We start from the raw sequence: 19295 nt of genomic DNA, 5'->3' as shown, positions 1-19295 counted from the left end.
GAGAAGGAGACAGGCGAGATCCCGCAGGACGCAGTCCGAGGAAGCTCGGCGCTCCCCCGCCACCCCTGACGCGCAACTCGTTCAACGAACTCCCAGGTATGTCGAAACTGAATCTTCTACTATAGGGAGCGTTAGTTAAAAGTGTTTGTGGAGCCAGTTGATTGCTGCTTTTTCAACGTGGTCAAGGTAACCCTCGAAGCTGTGGGGGGCTCCTTCAATAATAGTCAACTGTGAGGAAGGCGGGAGCCATTTCATTCCCTTTTGGGTCAATGGCATTAAAATTTCTTCTTCTCCCTGATCCCCATGCACAATCAGGACAGGGCATTGGATGGAAGACAACATACCCTCCTGATCTACTTGTTCAAAGTCTATTAACATCTGCTTTGATATGACAATCTCTTCACGATAAGGGTCTTGCACGGGTTGTTTCAGATAACCGGTTTCCTTTAGTTCCTCTAGTTGAGAGGAAGTGAATTCTTCTGTCCAATCGTATGTAACAGGACCGGTCCCTGCTCCTGTAAGAATCATGGTTTTAATATAAGTAGGTTGGTAGCTTTCCAGACAGACGCGTGCTCCCAAGCTGTGGCCGTAAAGAGCGATTTCAGCAAATCCCCTGGAAACGGCACCATCAATGGCAGCTGTGAGATCACTGATTTCAGCTTCGAGGGTTAACGGGCGGTCTTCACTTTCTCCACATCCACCAAAATCAAACCGCATCACGTTGTATCCGAGGTGTTGGAAACGTTCTGCAAAACGATCGAATCGACCTCGCGATGAGCGGTTGGAACGAAAGCCGTGGCACATTATGATCAACTTGTCATTTGTCCCCTTTTGAAAAACCCCTCTTAGTTTCAATCCTTGGTTATTTCGAAAAGTAATCTTCTCCATTTCCGTACCTCCAAAGCTTTCTTAACAGTTTACCATAAAATAGTAAATTTGGTTTTTGATTTTAAGGTAATTTAAATTACTTTTTAAAGTAAAAAATGTTGCTTTTAAAGGTAATTTACATTACTGTATAAAGTAACAAAGGAGGTAAATGATGGAATCTATTCACTTGAATGTTGCGCTTTTAAGAAGACGGGTGCCGAACTTAACGAAAGCGGCAAGGTCTGTGGGGTTAAGACCTGCAACGGTTTCGAATCTTTGTACAGGTAAAATTGCGTTGGGTAGAACCGAAGTACGGACGTTAGTCGCTTTGGCAAGCTTAGCGGAGTGTAGTGTGGATGAACTGATTATCAGAGGGGAGAAATTCGAAATGATTGAAACGGGAATCAAGACAGTCGATTTGTTCGCGCCATTGGCTAAAGGTGGAACGGCTGGTTTAGTAGCCAGGCCGGGTATGGGGCAGTTGGTAGTTTTAGCAGAAATCTTTCATCGCTTGAAAAAAGAAGGATACTTCATTGTCATGCTTCAGCCCAAAGGAGATCATCCGGAGGTTTCGGACATTACAGCTGATGTAGATTCCATCCACCTCTCTATAGACGAAGCGGAGAAGGCAGTTGTTCAAGCGGGCAAAACCCATGAAGTCATCTTTGTATCTGATCGTTCTCATGTGCAGAATGGAAGTATCTATCAACTTCAAGAAAAATGGGCAGGGGAGGCGTCCGTTACTACATTCCTCGTGGATTTGAAAGGGGAAGCTGTGGATGAAGATTTGCCATATGGACCTCTTGAGACCTTATGGCAATTTGATATGGACTTGTCTGCGCGTCATATGTATCCCGCGATCCATCCGATCTACTCCACGTCTTCCGTTTTAGAAGGTGCCAACTTGGATCAGGAGCATTTTTCAACTCAACAAAAAGCTCAAAAAATGTTGCGTCGGTACCGTGAATTGAAATCTATCGTCCGTGCGAGTGGGATGGATCCTTTGTCAGATGCAGATAAGCAGCTGTTTAAGCGTGGAGAAAGGTTAGAGTCTTACCTAACGCAGCCATTTTTTGTAGCCGAGGCATTTACAGGTGTGAAAGGGACACATGTTCCAATTAAAAAGATGCTTGCAGACGTAAGGAAAATTACGGATGGGGGCTACGATCACAAAGGAGTCGACGAATTCACTATGATCGGCAGTATGGATTAAATTGAAATATGTGGAGGATAAAACAGTAGCATACGGTAAAATAGAGGGAAGAAAAAAATTTTCATGAAAAAACGTTTACATGAAAAAAGACAGTTTCAGCTATAAATCAGCGGGGAATCTCCTGAAAACGTTCGAAATATAAATCACGTTTCAGGAGGTACCCAAATGACAAAGGGAAAAAGTATACATGCATTAATTATTCTTATGTTCACCCAATTTATTTCGGGTGGTGTAACCAATACAAAAGGAATAGTACTGGATCAAGTAGAAAAGGATCTGGGACTCGATATGAGCCAATTCGGGCTGGTCGTTCTTATTTTCCAACTCGGATTCACTCTTGCCAGTGTTCTCATTGGCTACTACACCGATAAAAAAGGCTTGCGAACGATGACGATCATCGGGTCTATCATCATGGGGCTTGGTTTCCTCGGAACAGGTCTTGCACCTAATATTATGTTCTTCTTAGGATTCTATATGATTGTCGGGTTCGGTTTAGGGGCACTCGGTGTCGCTTCCAATGCAATCGTTCCTGCGGCATACCCGAAAAAGCAAAATCAGATGTTCAACCTTGCCATGGGTGTTTACGGATTAGGAATGGTGCTATTTCCACAGTTTTTAAACTACATGTTCCAATTTGCGTCGTGGCGTTATTTTTATATAGGAATTGCCGTCAGTTTAGTTGCTGTGATCATTTATATTACAAGCGTAGCTTTTCCATCAGGGAAAGCAGAAAAAATCGATCTGAAAGCATTCATCCCTATGTTGAAAGACGCTCAGTTTGTTTTTCTCATGATCTTTCTTGTCTTCCAAGTGTCTGCGGAAGTATCATTCATGAATTTCTTCCCGACGTATTTGAAGTCGCTTGATCTGGGCGGCATTTCAACGGCGGATAAAGAGGACATGGTAGCCACCATTCTGTCTGTCTTCTCCATCTTCTTCATGGCAGGACGACTTGGTGTCGCCTATTTAACCAATTGGATCAATGAGCGGATCATTTTAATTACGTTTTCTGCCGGCGCTTTGTTGATGGTAGGAGCCAGTTTCCTAGTCGCTGAGAATTTCCCTTACTTGTTCGCTGGGGCAGGATTATTTTTCTCAACATTGTTCCCGACCGCGACAGCGTTTGGTACTCAGTTATCTAAAACAGGTGGTTCAGCGCTTGGACTCATTTATATCGCTGCAGGAATCGGCGGTGGTATTGCGGGTTACATTGTCGGATTAGCTTCTGAAGCTTTCGGAATGGCCGGTGGTTTCAGTATCGTCATTGTATTCCTTGCTCTTATGTTCATAACAACGTTCTTCCTGAATAGTAAGAAGTCAAGTCAGACTCAAGCCTAGATGTAAGCACTCCGTCACTATTGGCGGAGTGTTTTTGTGAAGGGCGATCACCCAAAACAAATGAAATGGTTTGCTGTCATTTTGTTATAAATTTCCTTCATCTCTTGTAAAATGGTAGATGTGAGGGAGGATGACGATGAAGAAGCTATTTTTAATAGGTCTTGTATTTTTTATAATTACCGGCTGCAACGAGAAAAATGAGGAAGCTGAAGGACAGGCAAATAAACAATTGGAAGGTCACTGGGAGGGGGGAATTCAAATCCCCAATCAACCATTGAGCATTTTGGTGGACTTTAAGTCAGGAGAAGATTGGCAAGGGACAATCACGATCCCTGCACAGAACGTTACAGATTTTTCATTAACTGAAATAGCTGCCAAGGAAGGAAATGTCTCTTTTCAGATGCCGCTTCCTGGTCAGTCTGTTCAGTTTGATGGGAAACTAGATGGAGAGCAATTGAGCGGAACTTTTACACAGAACGGCCAAACGTTTCCATTTTCACTGACAAAAGGTGAAAAAGAAGGGAAGGAAGAAGAGGGGGAGTTCTTGTCCATCGAAACTTCTACAGGACAATTATATGGCGAATTATTGCTGCCTGATTATGAGGGTCCCCAACCTGTTGCATTAATTATCCCAGGTTCAGGACCGACGGATCGGAATGGAAACTCTCAAGGTGCAGGAAGCAATAATAGTCTCAAACTTTTGGCGGAATCCTTAGCAGACAAAGGGATTGCTTCCTTGAGATACGATAAAAGAGGCGCAGGCAAAAATATGAATGCTGTAACCGGCAACAGTGAAATGAGATTTGAAGTTTTTATTGATGATGCTAAGCAGTGGCTGGAAACGTTAGAAGATGATAAACGCTTTACTAACATAGCTGTGATTGGCCACAGTCAAGGCTCCCTTGTCGGAATGATAGCGGCAGGTGCTGAAACGACAGAAGCGTTCATTTCCTTGGCAGGTGCCGGTCAGACTATTGATCATGTATTAGAAAAGCAACTGGGTGACAGTTTACCGGAGGACTTGTTCAAAGAAAGTCAAACGATCCTTGGGGAAATGCGGGAAGGAAAGACGGTGCCTGAGGTCAGCCAGTCTCTGCAAGGGGTGTTTGCTCCAGATGTCCAACCTTTTCTCCTTTCATGGATGGCATACGATCCTGCTGAGCAATTGGCTGAATTGGATGTTCCGACTTTAATTGTGAATGGTACGAATGATATTCAAGTACCGGAATCAGAAGCACAGCTTTTGAAAAAAGCAGAGCCAGAGGCGGAACTCATGCTTGTGGAAGGGATGAATCATGTGCTGAAGGAAGCTCCTGAGAATAGAGATGAAAACTTAGCCACCTACACAAACCCTGACCTGCCTCTTGCGGATGGACTAGTAGACGGCATCATCGACTTCCTGAACCAACACGGCTTTGAGCAGTAAAGGACTTAAAGCTGAACCTTCGAGACACAGGAGTTTGGATAAAGCAAGAAAAGAGAGGGACCGCCTATTTAGGCGGTCCCTCTCTTTTTGATCGTTCAGCGTCGTAGTTTTTGAAGAAGACGGAGAATTTCGATGTATAACCAGACAAGGGTTACGATTAAGCCGAAAGCTCCGTACCATTCCATGTGCTTGGGCGCGCCACGGTTGACGCCTTTTTCAATGAAATCAAAATCAAGAACGAGATTCAAAGCAGCGATGGCCACGATAAAGAGGCTGATGCCAATTCCGATAGGACCGCTGGAATGCAGATAGGGGACGGTCATACCGAAAAAGTTCAGGATGAAGTTGACTAGATAAACGAGAAAAATACCTAACGTAGCGGAAACGACCATCAGCCGGAAGTTTCTGGTGACCTTTATGACTCTTGTTGCATAAAGAATCAATAAAGCTCCCATCACGGCGAGTGTTAAGCTGACTGCTTGAATGACAATCCCCGAATAAGCTCCCTCGACAAAGGCGGAAATGCCGCCGATGAAGAAACCTTCGAGCGCTGCGTATATTGGAGCAGTGACGGGCGCTGCTTTAGGGAAGAAGGCAGTAATCAAAGCGAAAATAAGCCCTCCAATGGCGCCGATAATCATCATAAGTGTCACATCTACACCCAGTGAGTACTGGTACCATGTGTACGCCGCTGTACCTACCAAAAATATAAACAGGAGGGCTATTTTTGCTGTCGTACCGCCCAGGGTCATCGTCTTTCCTGATGACGCAGAACGCTGAAATGTATCATCTTTTAAAACGGGATTTCCCGATCTCATCTTACCACTCCTTCTCTATGCATCTTCTATGGGTATACCCTTCCTGAACACGAGGGACACTTAATGGGCATACCACTTGTATAGCTTTTTCGGTCGCCCGATCTTCTGATGGCTGACCACTTGCTTGACTTTGCCTTCTTCTAGCAAATGCATGAGGTACCGGTATACGGTAGGATAGGCAAGGCCGATGTCCTTTGAAATGACGTCCACAGGGTAGGCCTCGCGATTTTCCTGTAAGTAATTTGAAATGGAACTTAATGTTCCTTTACTGATTCCTTTGGCAGTGAATACATCATCATCATCTTCCTGCTTGTTTTTCATATTAGCAATTTGGGCATGAAGCTTGATTCTGGAAATGAGATCAGGAGCTTTTACTGGTTTTAAGGCAAAGTCGGTGGCGCCTTCCTCCAAGAAGCGGTCAGCCACTTCCTGCCGTTCATCTACCGTCAGCACGAGAATAGGGACCACGGTGTTGTGTTTTCGAATTTCCCTGACGGTTTGAAGGCCATCCATTTCAGGCATATGATAATCGACAAGGATGACGTCATACGTTCCTTTTAAAAACATATCAACACCTTCGCGTCCGTTCACTGCTGTGTCTGATTCCCACCCGGCATGCTTACAAAACTCTGTCAGCATGTAACGTAAGGATTCATCATTATCCATAATCAGTATTTTCATCTCGTACTCTCTCCTTCGGTAAATGGATCCAGAATGTCGTTCCTACCCCTTGTTCGCTTTCAATCGATAGCTCCGCTCCATGTTCTTGGACGACATTTTTAACGAATGTCAGCCCTACACCAGGATGGGATTTCGTACTGTATCCTGCGTTCCAAATTTTATTGATATTGGATTGGCTGATGCCATGTCCATTGTCTTTTACACCAATCCGTATGCCGGCTTGTTCTACTTTAGTAGCGATCGTCACTTTGGCGTCTTTTTTTCCTTCGACGGCATCACTGGCATTATCAATTAAATTGACAAGCGCTCGTGTCATTCTAATTTTATTAATATAGATTTCAATATTTTCATCGGCGGTCAAATCGAACGCATAGATGGTGGCTGAATCTGAAAGTTTATTTGCGCGTACATATTCGATGAATGTTTTCAATGTGCACCAATTCTTCTTCTCGTGATACAAGATTTCAGAAACCATATCGCTGGTTGCTTGAATAGAAGAAGAAATTTTGTTGGTGTACTGAAGGATTTCATCGTCCTTTGTTTTCATTTGAATGAGGCTGTTCAGTCCCTCCATAAGGGATAAGGGAGTTTTTAAGTCATGAACAAGGTGGAGGGCTTCTCTACCAGAACGTGACTCTACCATGTCAAGCCGGGCGATATCCAAGTCCTGTCTCATTTTTGCTTTTTGTTCTGCAACAGTTAAGTACACGGCAAGGAAGGTTGCATTTACAATGAATACCGCAAAAAAGACGAGGCTGTAGAAACTTAACGTACTTCCGAACCCTAACTCCGCGGCCATTCTTTTCACTTCCATGGAAATTTCCCCACCGCCAAATCCGAAAGCGCTTAGGAAAAGTACCGTATCCAGCCATTGGAAACCGAAAAGTAACTGGGCGAGAATGAAAGCTTTGAATACTGGGCGTAATTGACCATTTCCTAAAAAATGAAGAACGGCGATCGATAATAAAAGAAAAATGGCCGGCCCGCCGAAATGATAGTTGATTGAATTGTACCCGTTAATCATGGCATAAACCAATGGGATGATCACTACCGGGACGGCAACCTTCAGCCATGGCCGATTCAACTTCACTCCGAGCTCATCTCCGAGAAGAAGGGCCCCGATGTAATGGGGGAGGGCTCGTACCGTGTTTAACATGACGAGGCCGAATGCAGCCATCATTAGTGTAGCCCCTGCTGGAGCGGCCTGAAGTCTCTCGATGACAGCGGCTAGACCCGACCTCTCAACGCTCAGCCAGAGCGGCATCGTCATCCCGATTAATATGAGAACGATTTTTATCCATATACTCTTCGACTTTAGCAATTCCGATATCATGGCAGTCACCCTAACGACGAGATCTTTCTATATATTCTAATATATGAGACTGATATTTTCGATTCTTTTTTCCTTTGAAGCACTACAAAGTGATGATTTTCCATTCTTATCATCTATGGAAAACCTGGTGCGCGGTAGTATAATAGACATATATTTAAGGATGAAAGGTGTCCGCAACTATGATTATAATCATTGATAACTATGATTCATTCACCTATAATTTAGCGCAATATTTTAAACAGATGGATTCAGAAGTGGTGGTGAAACGGAACGACGAATGGCAGATTGAAGAGATTCGTTCGCTCGAACCCAGCCTTATTGTCTTATCTCCAGGACCAGGGAGGCCGGAGGAATCAGGGATCTGTAAGGATGTCCTGCACCATTTTGGTGGAGAAATCCCCTTATTAGGCATTTGTCTCGGCCACCAGCTGATGGTCGAACATTTTGGGGGTTTCGTCGTCAAATGCAACCAACCTATGCACGGGAAAGTGACAACCATTACGAATGATGGTCGGATCATGTTTTGTAACCTCCCCGGATCATTTCAAGTCACCCGTTACCATTCTCTTCAGGCAGATTTCCGTTCATTACCGGAAAAGCTCGAAGTTACTGCCCTTTCTGAAGATGGTGTCATTATGGGGGTGCGCCACCGGGACAAAATGATGGAAGGCATACAATTTCATCCTGAGTCGATAATGACGGAGTACGGGTATGATCTGCTTCAAAACTTTTATGACCGGGCTGTTCGATACAAGGCAAGCAGAAGAGAGGGAGTGGGCGTATGACATCCTCACCTTTTTTGCAATTTGAATTCTCAAATGCTCAGGGGAATCGGGATCCAAAAGTGTTTCAACACCCGGTTGAGGTCCTTACCACTGATGAATTGACCGAGGTAAAGTCAGTTTTCAACCGAGTGGAAGAATGGCTCGACGAGGGTTACTATGTAGCTGGTTATGTATCCTATGAAGCTGCCTCTGCTTTTGATCACGCCCTTCGTGTTCATTCTCATCCAGAATGGCCACTTGTGTGGTTCGGGGTGTTCGATAGATTCCAATCAGATTGGGAAAATGAAGGTTCTGAGACATTTCAAGTATCAGACTGGGAGTTGCGTGGGGATTATGCTTCCTATCAAAAAGGGATAGAAGAAGTGAAAGTGGGAATTGAACGGGGCGATACGTATCAGGTGAACTTTACAACCAGAATGGAAGCCTCTTTCTCGGGGGATGATTACTCTTTTTATAGAAAGCTTGTGAGAAATCAGCAGTCCTCCTATAGTGCCTACTTAAACATGGGAGAAAGGCGGATTCTGTCTGCTTCTCCAGAATTGTTTTTCCGAGTCGATGGAAACCAATTGAAAACAAAGCCGATGAAAGGTACAGCAGCAAGAGGACGTCATGGCGAAGAGGATGTATCCATGCGCCGGCATCTTCAGTCATCAGAAAAGGAACGGTCCGAGAACCTCATGATTGTCGATTTGTTGAGGAATGATCTAGGCAGAATCGCTGTGCCTGGGAGTGTCCAAGTCCCCAATCTGTTCGAAGTGGAAACTTATCCGACAGTCCACCAGATGACTTCGACGGTGGTAGGCCGTTTACCGGAGAATTACACGATGTACGAATTATTTCAAGCATTGTTTCCGTGTGGCTCGATTACAGGAGCTCCAAAAGTGAGGACCATGGAATACATTCAAAGATTAGAAGACTCGCCACGCGAGGTGTATTGCGGCGCCATCGGTTATATGACGCCGGATAAAGAAGCCGTTTTCAATGTCCCTATTCGAACAGTGATGATTGATCAAAAACAAGAAAAAGCTGTTTATGGTACAGGTGGAGGCATTACATGGGACTCCACTTCAGAGGGAGAGTTTGAGGAATTGAAGACGAAGGCGCGCCTTCTCACAGAAGATCGGCCTAAATTTCAACTTTTGGAGACAATGAAGCTTGAAAATGGCACGATTGATTTACTCGATGATCACCTGGACCGAATCATGGCATCGGCTTCGTATTTCGCTTATCCCATTAAAAGAAATGATTTAGAAGATAAATGCTCTCAAGTAACGGCCGCTTATCCAAGTGGACTCTATAAAACACGCATGCTTGTTGACGAAGAAGGGAAAGCTGAACTAGAAGTCCATGGTTTAACACCATGCGCTTCTTGTGTTACAGGCACATTATCTGAAAATCCAGTAAACGAAGAGGATCCTTTTCTGTTTCATAAAACCACTCATCGGGAAGTCTATCAACGTCATCAATCCGAAGAAGCGGAAGCGACGTTGCTATGGAATCGAAGAGGTGAGTTGACGGAATTCACCATAGCTAATCTCGTCGTACATTTTAACGGTCAATACTATACGCCTCCTGTTGATTGTGGATTACTCTCGGGAACGTACAGGAAAGATTTATTAAGGTGTGGAAAACTGAAAGAAAAGGTTCTTTATAAAGAGGATATCCACAAGTTCGATGAAATATGGATGATTAACGCTGTTAGAGGCTGGGTGAAGGTTGAACTCCAGGAGAACGCTCAATAAATCAAAGGAGTGTTTGGTCTTATGAAAAAACATATTGTTTTTTATGACGCACAATGTCCATTTTGTTTTTATGTGAAGAAAACGTTCCGAACGTTCGATTGGCTTCACCAAATTAAATGGGTAGCTGTCCAGGAGACAGAAGGAACGGGGAAGTACCCTTACTTGGAAGGCCGGAATACGCTGGATGAGATTCATATGCTTACAAAAGAAGGAGAAGTGAAACAAGGTTTTGAAACCATTCGGAAACTACTTCTTTCTCTGCCTTTATTCACTGTGATCGGCATTCTTCTCTCAATCCCGGGAGTCGACCGGATTGGGTCCCCGTTGTATCGCTGGTTTTCTGATCACAGACACCAATGGTTCGGCCGCTACGACCTTCCCAGATACGCATAAAAACCCTCATCAACGAGGGTTTTTATTATGGTAAATGGCAGGATTGTGGAAGACTTGATTTAGAGATGTTTCCGGGGTTCGTTGCCTTGTTGCGAGTAAGGGGTGGTCGGGAATCTACTCGCTTTCCTGCGGGGATGACGGCAAGCCTCCTCGTGCTTTCGCACTGTGGGGTCTTGCCAGTCAATCCATTCCCGCGGGAGTCTCGCAGCTTCCCAACCACCCCTTTCGATGTAAGAAAGAAACGAATCCCTGTACGAAGTTAGGCTCCCACTATTCAACTGTTAGAGGTGCAAAGCGCTCTGGATCAAGCTTTTACTTCCTGTGGGAGGGTTCTAATGATCCACTTTCCTCAATCATACGAGCCGATTATTCAGAAGTGGTTTGAGAATCTCTCATGGCAAAGTGAACTATTCTGGGGAAGGGTTATTTGCGGTTTTTTCTTAGCATGCTGTATGACCCAAGAGCAACGACGATGATGGCAAAGGTTAGGGATGTCCACTGGCCGTTCGAGATGCCTTGATAAAGACCGTGAGAAAGAAACAATAAACATAAAATAAGGAACAATACCAAAGATACTTTATTCATAATGTCCTCCTATGCGTAAACTTCCTTTATCATACCGGACGACGTTCGTTTTATCTAGTGTTCTGTGTTACATTATTATTGGATAATAATTTGAGCTGAGGGGTATCCAAGATGAGAGAAGAAATTACATATATCGGTGAAAAAATCGAGAAACACTCGGACCAATTAGCTGAACGAGTGCGAGAGTTGAAAGCAGAGGAGTTCGGGGCAGCTACCATTCGAACAGCAAATTGGGAAGAACTATTCTCCTATATCGGTGGCGTAATCATCGGTGATGGCGCTTCTTCCATGCAGCACATTGAAATGTGGGCAGATCGGGAAGGAGAGCAAAAGGTAGAGGCGGAAGTTGAGTTGGATCAATCCATTCGAACGATGAACTTTGTTCGTCGAGCTATTTGGGGGATATTTTCTGATGAGTTATCCAACGATAAGTTTTCTTCTTCCACGGTGGTCCACGTCTGCAAAACCGTTAATGAAGTATTAGATGAAATTACGAAACATTTTAGTCAAACCTACTCCCGGAATATCCGTATGGAGTGGGAAAGAAAAGAAATGCGGATGGCTGAACTGTCTGTGCCCGTTGTCCCAATTACAAAGGGGGTAGCTGTGCTTCCATTGATCGGTGAAGTGGATACCAATCGTGCACAGTTAATCATGGAAACTTCCTTAAATAAGAGTTCGGAATTTGAATTGGATTACCTTTTTATTGATGTATCCGGTGTTCCGGTGATTGACACGGTCATTGCTAACTACATTTACCAGGTCGTTCATGCTCTTGAACTTGTTGGTGTTCATGCGACTCTAACAGGATTAAGACCGGAAACAGCAAAATCCCTTGTAGATATGGGTGTAGATTTCGCTCAAGTCCATACGAAGGCAGGTTTGCATCAAGCTCTAGAAGAGATTGGCATTTACATTCATCATGGTGATTCCTAATGTGATAAAGAAAAGGACTGAGAAATAACATTTCTCAGTCCTTTTTAAGTCTATTTTTCAAAGACCATTACTTTTGAGAGGGTTCTGCAACTTTGACAAGTTGTTTACCAAGGTTCGCACCTTCAAATAACCCAAAGAATGCATCAGGGATATTTTCAAACCCTTCTGTGATTGTTTCTTCATATTTTAAACGACCTTCCTGAAGCCATTGAGCCAAGTGAGAGAACCCTTCTTTGAATCGATCTTGATAATCACCGACTGTGAACCCTTTAATGAGCGCACTGGATTTAATCAAGTGCATCTGCATCCGTGGTCCTTGGTCGTTCGGGACATTGTAGGATGCGATGGCGCCACACTGGGCGATGCGTGCGAATTTGTTTAATAATGGATAGACTGCATCTGAAATATCGCCACCGACATTATCAAAGTAAACATCTACGCCGTTTGGACACGCTTCTTCGAGACGTTCCGGTACACTTTCTGATTTGTAGTTGATGACTTCATCAACGCCAAGTTCATTTTTTAAGTACGCTAATTTTTCATCCGAACCGGCAATACCGACCACATGGCAGCCTGATATTTTACCGATTTGGACAACAGCAGAGCCGACTGCTCCGGCAGCTCCTGATACTACTAATGTTTCGCCTTCTTTTGGCTGCCCGATATCCATCAGTCCGAAATATGCAGTTAATCCAGGCATGCCAAGAATTCCGAGAGATGTAGTGACGGGTCCAAGGCTTGGATCTACTTTTCTGAGTGTGTCTGCTGGAGCTGCTGCATACTCTTTCCACGGAAGCATGCCTGTGACAACATCACCTTCTTGTAGAGCATCCGCTTTCGATTCCACAACTTCCCCGACGACTCCACCTTCCATCGGTTCGTTCAGTTGGAAGGGAGCGATATACGATTTAGCGGCGCTCATACGGCCTCTCATGTAAGGATCCACGGAGACATAAAGCAGTTTGACGAGTACTTCCCCTTGAGATGGAACAGGACGCTCAGCTTCTACCATTTTAATATGTTCATGCGTAGGAGCGGCTTCTGGACGTTTGACTAATTGAATTTCTTTGTTCATTTTTATCACTCTCCTTGCTTGTATCATAACGGGTCTCATCCTTTATTGGGAAATGATATGTTTGAAGATGTAAGGTAGGATAGAAAAAAGGAGGCGGTAGTATGAAGGATGGACTTTACAAAAAAGTGAAATTCGTCGAAGGGGAAAACTTCGTAACCATTGAAGATACACGGGATCTTACAGATGAAGAACTGCAACAATTGGCTCTCAAATTTTTAAAAGACCCAACGTATGATGGAGTGAAAAACCGGACAATCCTTGTTCCCTCCACTTTCAAAGAAGAGACTAGAGTTTACATAAAAGGTCTTGGATTCAATCAACATGATGAGGTTTATTTTTTTCGGTGTGACCTGGGTGAGGTAGGTAAGGTGGTTGGAGAAGCACAATTTTTTGAATTCATTTCGCTTAGAAAGGAAGAGGAGGTCTCTTTTAAAGAGACGTGGCGCAGATCGATGGAAGGGTCCTTGAACGCTCCCCAGTCCTTGAACATGGAGGAACAAATGAAAAGCGTAAAGAAAGAACTGGGGCCAGGTTATGTGGATACCTGTTTGACTGCTTATGAAAATGGCACCCCTATAGGAGTGGTCATGCCGCACATTGAACCAGGTACAAAGGAAGAAGGAAGGATTTTCTACTTTGGCTTGGTTCCGGAAGAACGAGGGAAGAACAAAGCGGCTGCTTTGTATAAAGAGGGATTGAACCTACTTAGAAAGCATTTCAAAGCTTCCTATAGTATTGGTGCGACAAGTGTTCATAATGTCCCGATGCTAAAAGTTTTCGAGAGATGCGGGTGTACTGTAACGGAAAGGGTTGGCGTATATAAATACTCCGAGTGAGTGGACCATCCGGCTTATTTCATGGAGTAATAGATAATTCATCCAAAGAGTAGATAAGGGATCTGTTCGGAATAAGAAAAACGCCCAGGAACCCCCTGGACGTTTTTCTTTACGACTCTATACTTTCTTTCAGTTCTTTGTACTCCTCATCCGTAAAGGCGCGCGAGCGAGTGAGGAACCTTTTTCCTTCGACTCCTTCAAGGGAAAACATCCCACCGCGTCCCTCCACGACATCAATGATTAGTTGGGTGTGCTTCCAGTAATCATACTGCTTTTTATTGATATAAAAAGGAGTGTCTCCAATCCTTCCAAGGAACACATCTTGACTGCCAATCATGAGGTCACCTTCTTCGTAACACATCGGAGAGCTGCCGTCACAGCATCCACCCGATTGGTGGAAAAGTAGAGGACCATGTTTCTCTTTCAGCCTTTCAATTAAATCAAGAGCAGCGTCCGTTGCTTTTACACGTTCAACCATCTTTTCAGCTCCTTTCGTTATGCCGAAAATCAAGGAGTTTTTACGCGCTTATATTAAAAGAATCCAAGCTTCTGCGGGCTGTAGCTGACGAGCATGTTTTTCGTTTGTTGATAATGGCTGAGCATCATCTTATGGTTCTCACGGCCGACCCCGGACATTTTGTATCCGCCGAAAGCTGCATGGGCAGGATAGGCGTGATAACAGTTTGTCCAAACGCGGCCGGCTTCAATGCCGCGGCCGAAACGGTAAGCTGTATTCATATCACGTGTCCACACACCAGCACCCAAACCATAAAGGGTGTCATTGGCGATTTCCATTGCTTCTTCTTTATCTTTGAACGTCGTTACAGACAGGACGGGACCGAAGATTTCTTCCTGGAAGATTCTCATACTGTTATCGCCTTTGAATACTGTCGGCTGTACGTAGTATCCGTCTTTGAAATCACCTTCCATTTGATTCTGTGCTCCTCCAGTGAGGCACTCGGCACCTTCTTCTTTACCGACTTCAAGATAAGATAAGATTTTCTCCAGTTGTTCCGATGAAGCTTGAGCACCCATCATCACTTCAGGATCAAGTGGATTCCCTGTCTTGATCTCTTTCACGCGTTTAATGGCACGTTCCATAAACTCATCGTAAATCGACTCCTGAATGAGAGCCCTGGAAGGACATGTACATACTTCCCCCTGGTTTAGAGCGAACATGACCATTCCTTCAATCGTTTTATCTAAGAAATCGTCATCTTCCCGCATGACATCCTCAAAAATAATGTTCGGTGATTTTCCACCAAGCTCTAAAGTAACAGGAATGATGTTTTGAGAGGCATACTGCATGATCATTCGTCCGGTTGTCGTTTCTCCTGTGAAAGCGATTTTACTGATGCGAGGGCTTTGGGCTAACGGCTTACCAGCTTCTAAACCGAAGCCGTTAACGACATTCAATACCCCTGCAGGAAGCAAGTCTTCAATTAATTCCAGCAGATACATGATCGATGCCGGTGTCTGTTCGGCAGGCTTCAGGACAATCGCATTTCCGGCAGCGAGAGCGGGAGCTATTTTCCACGTAGCCATCAACAGTGGGAAGTTCCATGGAATGATTTGACCAACGACTCCTAATGGCTCGTTGAAATGATAAGCAATCGTATCGTTATCGATTTCGCCGATGGATCCTTCTTGGGAACGAATGACCGAAGCGAAATAACGGAAGTGATCAACGGCAAGCGGAAGGTCAGCATTCAGAGTTTCACGGACAGCTTTTCCGTTCTCCCACGTTTCCGCAATGGCCAAATTCTCGAGGTTTTCCTCCATGCGGTCTGCAATACGGTTAAGGACCAAAGAACGCTCCGCCACGGACGTTTTCCCCCAGGCATCCTTCGCTTTGTGTGCAGCATCAAGGGCAAGCTCAATATCTTCCTCCGTCGAACGTGCGACCTGACAGAACGTTTGTCCTGTTACAGGTGTAACATTATCGAAATATTGTCCTTTGACAGGCGCTGTCCACTCTCCGCCTATGAAGTTGTCATAGCGTTTCTTGAACTGAACTTTAGATCCTTCTGTATTAGGAAAAGCATATACCATAAAAAACATCCTCCTAGTGATTTACTTTGCAACCGCTTACAAAAAATTTTATGTAAGTAGGCGCGCTTACTTTTTAAATTATCACTTGTGCAGAATATTGTCAATTTACAGACAAATATGTGAAAATTTCTAGTACGAACAAAGGGGAAAGATTGTTATAATGGAATTATTCATAGGCAAAAGGAGTTATTTGATAATGACAACGACTAATCGAGTGATGCTTATTGATGGCATGGCGCTGCTTTTCCGTGCGTTCTATGCTACAGCTATGAGCAATTATTATATGATCAACAGTAAAGGTATTCCCACCAATGGAGTCTATGGCATGATGAAACACATGTTTACGGCAATAGAAACCTATCAGCCCACACACGTCATTTGCTGTTGGGATATGGGGAGTAAGACGTTCCGTAATGATCTTTTTCCCGATTACAAAGCGAATCGGGGAGCTCCTCCAGAAGAATTGATTCCACAATTTGATTTAGCTAAAGAAGTCGTAGAGGCTCTCGATATTCCTAACGTTGGTCAAGTTGGGTATGAAGCGGATGATTGCATGGGGACGCTGAGTCGGGCGTACAGTGAACATTCCCAAGTCTTCCTATTAACAGGGGACCAGGACCTTCTTCAACTGTTGCAGCCGAACGTGCATGTCGTCTTATTAAAGAAAGGGTATGGCAATTATGCGGAGTATCAAGAGGGCACCTTTACAGAAGAAAAAGGAATTACGCCGCAGCAAATGATTGATTTGAAAGCTCTCATGGGAGACTCTAGTGATAACTATCCTGGTGTGAAAGGAATTGGAGAGAAAACTGCTCTTAAGCTCCTTCTTCAATATGGATCCATCGAAGGTATCCTTGAGAATATTGAAGAACTGACAAAGGGGCAGCGTACGAAGATTGAAGACAGCCTGGAAATGCTGCACTTGTCCAGAAAACTAGCGGCCATTCATTGTGAAGCAGATGTGGATTGTTCATTAGAAGAGGCCCTTTTCTATATCGATGACGAAAAGATGAGCGCCAAGTTTGATGAACTTGAATTTAAAAACTGGGAAAAAAATATCGTACGGATGTAAAAAGGTCGGAGGCGCGTGCCCTCCGACCTTTTTATAATAAATCCTTTTTTTGTGTTTTCCGGTAGTTATTAACCTCTTTAAAATAGATGGCTGCTTTTTTGTACATTCGCTTTTCATAATAAAGGTTGCCGAGCATTTCACAATAGTTTTTATAATCTCCATACTGGTTATTTTCTCTAGAATATGGGATGATTTCATTTTCAAGTTTTTCTAAGAAATAATCTTCATGCGTTTTTTCCAACATGGTATTTTTAAGGATGAAAAATTTATATATATACGTTTGATTATCATATTCTTCGGCTTTCTTTTCGCCGATTTCGATATACCTCCATGCCTCTTCTTTATTACCGGCATAATAATGAGTTGAAGCAAGGAGGCGAGTGGTGTTCACATAGTAGTATCCATCATTATTTTCTAGTGCAATCTTGTGGGCACGTTCTAGTAATTCAAGTGCTTCAGCATACCTCTCTTGGTTAGCATAGACGTATCCCAAGTTATGATAAACTCTTATCTCATCTATGGATGTCAGATGGTACTTGGAGATCTTTTTCAATTTCAAGAAATATTCTTCAGCGATTGGAAATATTTCCAGTGCTCTATAATTAAGTGCAATAGTCATGTAAGTGTCTACTATACGGCTATAGTCAAAATCTTTTATATATCCCTCCAACGCTGTTTGAGCATAATAATTTGACTCTACAGCTGCTCTGGATTGCGAATAAGTGAGAGCTAAGTGAAAGTAGGTTTCACTGTCGGTGAAAGGAAGCTTTTTTAAAAGCTCTTCTGTTTTGTGGAAATGATGAAGGGCATTTTTTAGTTGGTGGTTTTTCAAAAGATAATGGATCCCGACCGTTTTATGATAAAAGAATTTATATTCATCATTTGTATATGGATATAAATCATCAATCTCCTTTAAATCTTCGTCTGAGAGCGGTCCTTCATTCAACTTCATGGTGTGCCGAGCTTTAACGATCGTATATAAATGATTGAGTTCTGTATTTTGGTTTGATTCTAATGCTTCTGTACATTTTTGGACGTATTCTTCCATTAATTGGAGGTCTCGACGTTGAATAATTTCATGCCATTCCAGCAGCTGCTGATGAATGGATTCATCGAATTCCTGGTTAATATCAGTCAACTTGATATTCAACCGCTCTCCTAACAAACGGTAAATTTCATCACTGGCGTTAATGGTATCATGTTCGATTTTACTCAGATAGGAGACAGAGCAAATACCTGATGCAAGTTCTTCTAAGGTTAAATTCTTAAATTTGCGATGTTGTTTAATTAACGAGCCTTTCATATTCACTACTCCTTTAAAGCGCCAATTACTTACATTATAGCAAAATATCGTTGCATTCAATGGTTATCTTTTACTTTTTAGGGTTTTATAGGTATATGGGGGAGAGAGGAGATATGTAAAAAGCTCAACCACATGAAGTGGTTGAGCTTTTTGATCAAGAAAGTGTCTTCAGGGCTTCTTCGATTTGAGTATCTCCTGAAATCATTTCAAATGTTTTATGATAAGCGTTTGGTTCTTGTAGGGCAGCGATCATTGTTTTGGCTACGTCTGCACGAGGAATGGTGCCTCTTTCAACCGTTTCGCCTACCTGAATTTTGCTTGTTCCTTCATCGTTCGTCAAGCCGCCAGGACGTACGATGGTGTAATCAAGCTCAGTCGATTTCAGGAAATCATCTGCTTCCCCTTTCATTTCAAGGTAATGCTTCAATTCTTCAGGGCCTCTTTCTGGATCGCCCGCACCCATACCGCTCAACATAATGAATTTCTTTATGCCAAGATTTTCTGTGGCTTTTGCAAGGTTGATGGCTCCATCACGATCAACGGCTTCGGTTTGGTCCGCACCTGTACTTGAGCCTGATCCAGCGGCGAACATAACAGCGTCCATCCCTTTAACCGCATAACCGACATCCTTCGTCAGATCTGCGAGTACTGGGGTTCCGCCCAATTTTTCAACCGTCGCTTTTTGTTCTTCTTTACGGATCATGCCGTATGGTTCATGACCATCGGCCTTTAAATGTTGAATAAGTAGTCGTCCTGTATTTCCGTTTGCTCCTGCTACGAGTACTTTCATCTATCATCACGACTCCTTCTGGGAAATAAGATTACAATACTTATTTAGCC

The 19295-nt window shown here is 43.6% G+C and carries 19 protein-coding genes; 9 read left to right on the top strand and 10 right to left on the bottom strand.

The genetic code is table 11. The features are described 5' to 3' along the window. Positions 1-135 precede the first annotated feature (135 nt). Complete coding sequence (locus tag K2225_RS10210; protein ID WP_220584637.1) at positions 136-888, bottom strand: alpha/beta hydrolase family protein; 753 nt, start codon at positions 886-888, stop codon at positions 136-138. 151 nt (positions 889-1039) lie between these two features. On the opposite strand from K2225_RS10210, the gene K2225_RS10205 reads away from it, so the two are divergent. The 3 genes from K2225_RS10205 (at position 1040) to K2225_RS10195 (ending at position 4844) form a co-directional block, all read left to right on the top strand. Continuing rightward, complete coding sequence (locus K2225_RS10205; RefSeq protein ID WP_220584636.1) at positions 1040-2080, top strand: ATP synthase beta subunit C-terminal domain-containing protein; 1041 nt, start codon at positions 1040-1042, stop codon at positions 2078-2080. A 165-nt stretch (positions 2081-2245) separates the two neighbouring features. Beyond that, on the top strand, positions 2246-3418 hold the full coding sequence (locus tag K2225_RS10200) for an MFS transporter (RefSeq protein WP_220584635.1): 1173 nt from the start codon (positions 2246-2248) through the stop codon (positions 3416-3418). A gap of 136 nt (positions 3419-3554) precedes the next feature. Continuing rightward, positions 3555-4844: an alpha/beta hydrolase gene (locus K2225_RS10195; protein WP_220584634.1), complete on the top strand. Its 1290-nt coding sequence runs from the start codon at positions 3555-3557 to the stop codon at positions 4842-4844. 95 nt (positions 4845-4939) lie between these two features. On the opposite strand, the gene K2225_RS10190 is transcribed toward K2225_RS10195, so the two are convergent. The 3 genes from K2225_RS10190 to K2225_RS10180 are packed head-to-tail and all read right to left on the bottom strand — an operon-like array spanning position 4940 to position 7676. Next, positions 4940-5662, bottom strand: a complete 723-nt coding sequence (locus K2225_RS10190; protein WP_220584633.1) for a Bax inhibitor-1/YccA family protein — start codon at positions 5660-5662, stop codon at positions 4940-4942. Positions 5663-5722: 60 nt separating this feature from the next. After that, complete coding sequence (locus K2225_RS10185; protein ID WP_220584632.1) at positions 5723-6343, bottom strand: response regulator; 621 nt, start codon at positions 6341-6343, stop codon at positions 5723-5725. Beyond that, complete coding sequence (locus K2225_RS10180; RefSeq protein WP_220584631.1) at positions 6321-7676, bottom strand: sensor histidine kinase; 1356 nt, start codon at positions 7674-7676, stop codon at positions 6321-6323. The genes K2225_RS10185 and K2225_RS10180 overlap by 23 nt, the downstream gene beginning before the upstream one ends. 179 nt (positions 7677-7855) lie before the next feature. On the opposite strand from K2225_RS10180, the gene K2225_RS10175 reads away from it, so the two are divergent. Genes K2225_RS10175 through K2225_RS10165 form a run of 3 tightly spaced genes read left to right on the top strand, consistent with a single transcriptional unit; the run spans position 7856 to position 10596 of the window. After that, on the top strand, positions 7856-8461 hold the full coding sequence (locus tag K2225_RS10175) for an anthranilate synthase component II (protein ID WP_220584630.1): 606 nt from the start codon (positions 7856-7858) through the stop codon (positions 8459-8461). After that, entirely contained in the window at positions 8458-10203 is a 1746-nt protein-coding gene (pabB, locus tag K2225_RS10170) for an aminodeoxychorismate synthase component I (RefSeq protein ID WP_220584629.1), read from the top strand. Before K2225_RS10175 ends, pabB begins: the two co-directional genes overlap by 4 nt. Positions 10204-10224: 21 nt before the next feature. Then, a complete protein-coding gene (locus K2225_RS10165) occupies positions 10225-10596 on the top strand; it encodes a thiol-disulfide oxidoreductase DCC family protein (RefSeq protein WP_220584628.1) in 372 nt (123 codons plus the stop codon). 423 nt (positions 10597-11019) lie between these two features. On the opposite strand, the gene K2225_RS10160 is transcribed toward K2225_RS10165, so the two are convergent. Continuing rightward, the gene (locus K2225_RS10160; RefSeq protein ID WP_220584627.1) at positions 11020-11181 is read right to left on the bottom strand and encodes a hypothetical protein; all 162 of its coding nucleotides are present in this window, start codon (positions 11179-11181) and stop codon (positions 11020-11022) included. A 111-nt stretch (positions 11182-11292) separates the two neighbouring features. Between K2225_RS10160 and K2225_RS10155 the strand changes: the two genes are divergently transcribed. Beyond that, positions 11293-12117: an STAS domain-containing protein gene (locus K2225_RS10155; RefSeq protein WP_220584626.1), complete on the top strand. Its 825-nt coding sequence runs from the start codon at positions 11293-11295 to the stop codon at positions 12115-12117. A gap of 67 nt (positions 12118-12184) precedes the next feature. Here the strand turns inward: K2225_RS10155 and K2225_RS10150 are convergent, their stop codons facing one another. Continuing rightward, complete coding sequence (locus K2225_RS10150; protein ID WP_220584625.1) at positions 12185-13192, bottom strand: NADP-dependent oxidoreductase; 1008 nt, start codon at positions 13190-13192, stop codon at positions 12185-12187. A 101-nt stretch (positions 13193-13293) separates the two neighbouring features. Between K2225_RS10150 and K2225_RS10145 the strand changes: the two genes are divergently transcribed. After that, the gene (locus tag K2225_RS10145; RefSeq protein ID WP_220584624.1) at positions 13294-14028 is read left to right on the top strand and encodes a GNAT family N-acetyltransferase; all 735 of its coding nucleotides are present in this window, start codon (positions 13294-13296) and stop codon (positions 14026-14028) included. A gap of 109 nt (positions 14029-14137) precedes the next feature. On the opposite strand, the gene K2225_RS10140 is transcribed toward K2225_RS10145, so the two are convergent. Together K2225_RS10140 and adh are read right to left on the bottom strand one after the other, a co-directional pair. Continuing rightward, complete coding sequence (locus K2225_RS10140; protein WP_220584623.1) at positions 14138-14506, bottom strand: DUF779 domain-containing protein; 369 nt, start codon at positions 14504-14506, stop codon at positions 14138-14140. 53 nt (positions 14507-14559) lie between these two features. After that, complete coding sequence (adh, locus tag K2225_RS10135) at positions 14560-16080, bottom strand: aldehyde dehydrogenase (RefSeq protein WP_220584622.1); 1521 nt, start codon at positions 16078-16080, stop codon at positions 14560-14562. A gap of 196 nt (positions 16081-16276) precedes the next feature. Here adh and K2225_RS10130 point away from each other — a divergent pair, with 196 nt between their 5' ends. After that, entirely contained in the window at positions 16277-17152 is an 876-nt protein-coding gene (locus tag K2225_RS10130) for a 5'-3' exonuclease (RefSeq protein WP_220584621.1), read from the top strand. 31 nt (positions 17153-17183) lie between these two features. Here K2225_RS10130 and K2225_RS10125 read toward each other — a convergent pair whose 3' ends face one another. Together K2225_RS10125 and K2225_RS10120 are read right to left on the bottom strand one after the other, a co-directional pair. After that, on the bottom strand, positions 17184-18455 hold the full coding sequence (locus K2225_RS10125) for a tetratricopeptide repeat protein (protein WP_220584620.1): 1272 nt from the start codon (positions 18453-18455) through the stop codon (positions 17184-17186). A 154-nt stretch (positions 18456-18609) separates the two neighbouring features. Further along, the gene (locus K2225_RS10120; RefSeq protein ID WP_220584619.1) at positions 18610-19245 is read right to left on the bottom strand and encodes an SDR family oxidoreductase; all 636 of its coding nucleotides are present in this window, start codon (positions 19243-19245) and stop codon (positions 18610-18612) included. Between the last annotated feature and the right edge of the window lie 50 nt (positions 19246-19295).

It is taken from the genome of Halobacillus sp. Nhm2S1 (assembly GCF_019599545.1).
Taxonomy (GTDB): Bacteria; Bacillota; Bacilli; order Bacillales; family Halobacillaceae; genus Halobacillus.
This window is presented reverse-complemented; position numbering and strand designations above follow the sequence as displayed.

What these genes read in the sequence shown, in the direction of transcription:
- adh (WP_220584622.1), bottom strand. Translation starts at nt 16,080, where the DNA reads ATGGTATATGCTTTTCCTAATACAGAAGGATCTAAAGTTCAGTTCAAG.
- K2225_RS10165 (WP_220584628.1), top strand. Translation starts at nt 10,225, where the DNA reads ATGAAAAAACATATTGTTTTTTATGACGCACAATGTCCATTTTGTTTT.
- K2225_RS10150 (WP_220584625.1), bottom strand. Translation starts at nt 13,192, where the DNA reads ATGAACAAAGAAATTCAATTAGTCAAACGTCCAGAAGCCGCTCCTACG.
- pabB (WP_220584629.1), top strand. Translation starts at nt 8,458, where the DNA reads ATGACATCCTCACCTTTTTTGCAATTTGAATTCTCAAATGCTCAGGGG.
- K2225_RS10200 (WP_220584635.1), top strand. Translation starts at nt 2,246, where the DNA reads ATGACAAAGGGAAAAAGTATACATGCATTAATTATTCTTATGTTCACC.
- K2225_RS10145 (WP_220584624.1), top strand. Translation starts at nt 13,294, where the DNA reads ATGAAGGATGGACTTTACAAAAAAGTGAAATTCGTCGAAGGGGAAAAC.
- K2225_RS10195 (WP_220584634.1), top strand. Translation starts at nt 3,555, where the DNA reads ATGAAGAAGCTATTTTTAATAGGTCTTGTATTTTTTATAATTACCGGC.
- K2225_RS10205 (WP_220584636.1), top strand. Translation starts at nt 1,040, where the DNA reads ATGGAATCTATTCACTTGAATGTTGCGCTTTTAAGAAGACGGGTGCCG.
- K2225_RS10155 (WP_220584626.1), top strand. Translation starts at nt 11,293, where the DNA reads ATGAGAGAAGAAATTACATATATCGGTGAAAAAATCGAGAAACACTCG.
- K2225_RS10210 (WP_220584637.1), bottom strand. Translation starts at nt 888, where the DNA reads ATGGAGAAGATTACTTTTCGAAATAACCAAGGATTGAAACTAAGAGGG.
- K2225_RS10190 (WP_220584633.1), bottom strand. Translation starts at nt 5,662, where the DNA reads ATGAGATCGGGAAATCCCGTTTTAAAAGATGATACATTTCAGCGTTCT.
- K2225_RS10160 (WP_220584627.1), bottom strand. Translation starts at nt 11,181, where the DNA reads ATGAATAAAGTATCTTTGGTATTGTTCCTTATTTTATGTTTATTGTTT.
- K2225_RS10120 (WP_220584619.1), bottom strand. Translation starts at nt 19,245, where the DNA reads ATGAAAGTACTCGTAGCAGGAGCAAACGGAAATACAGGACGACTACTT.
- K2225_RS10130 (WP_220584621.1), top strand. Translation starts at nt 16,277, where the DNA reads ATGACAACGACTAATCGAGTGATGCTTATTGATGGCATGGCGCTGCTT.
- K2225_RS10185 (WP_220584632.1), bottom strand. Translation starts at nt 6,343, where the DNA reads ATGAAAATACTGATTATGGATAATGATGAATCCTTACGTTACATGCTG.
- K2225_RS10175 (WP_220584630.1), top strand. Translation starts at nt 7,856, where the DNA reads ATGATTATAATCATTGATAACTATGATTCATTCACCTATAATTTAGCG.
- K2225_RS10140 (WP_220584623.1), bottom strand. Translation starts at nt 14,506, where the DNA reads ATGGTTGAACGTGTAAAAGCAACGGACGCTGCTCTTGATTTAATTGAA.
- K2225_RS10180 (WP_220584631.1), bottom strand. Translation starts at nt 7,676, where the DNA reads ATGATATCGGAATTGCTAAAGTCGAAGAGTATATGGATAAAAATCGTT.
- K2225_RS10125 (WP_220584620.1), bottom strand. Translation starts at nt 18,455, where the DNA reads ATGAAAGGCTCGTTAATTAAACAACATCGCAAATTTAAGAATTTAACC.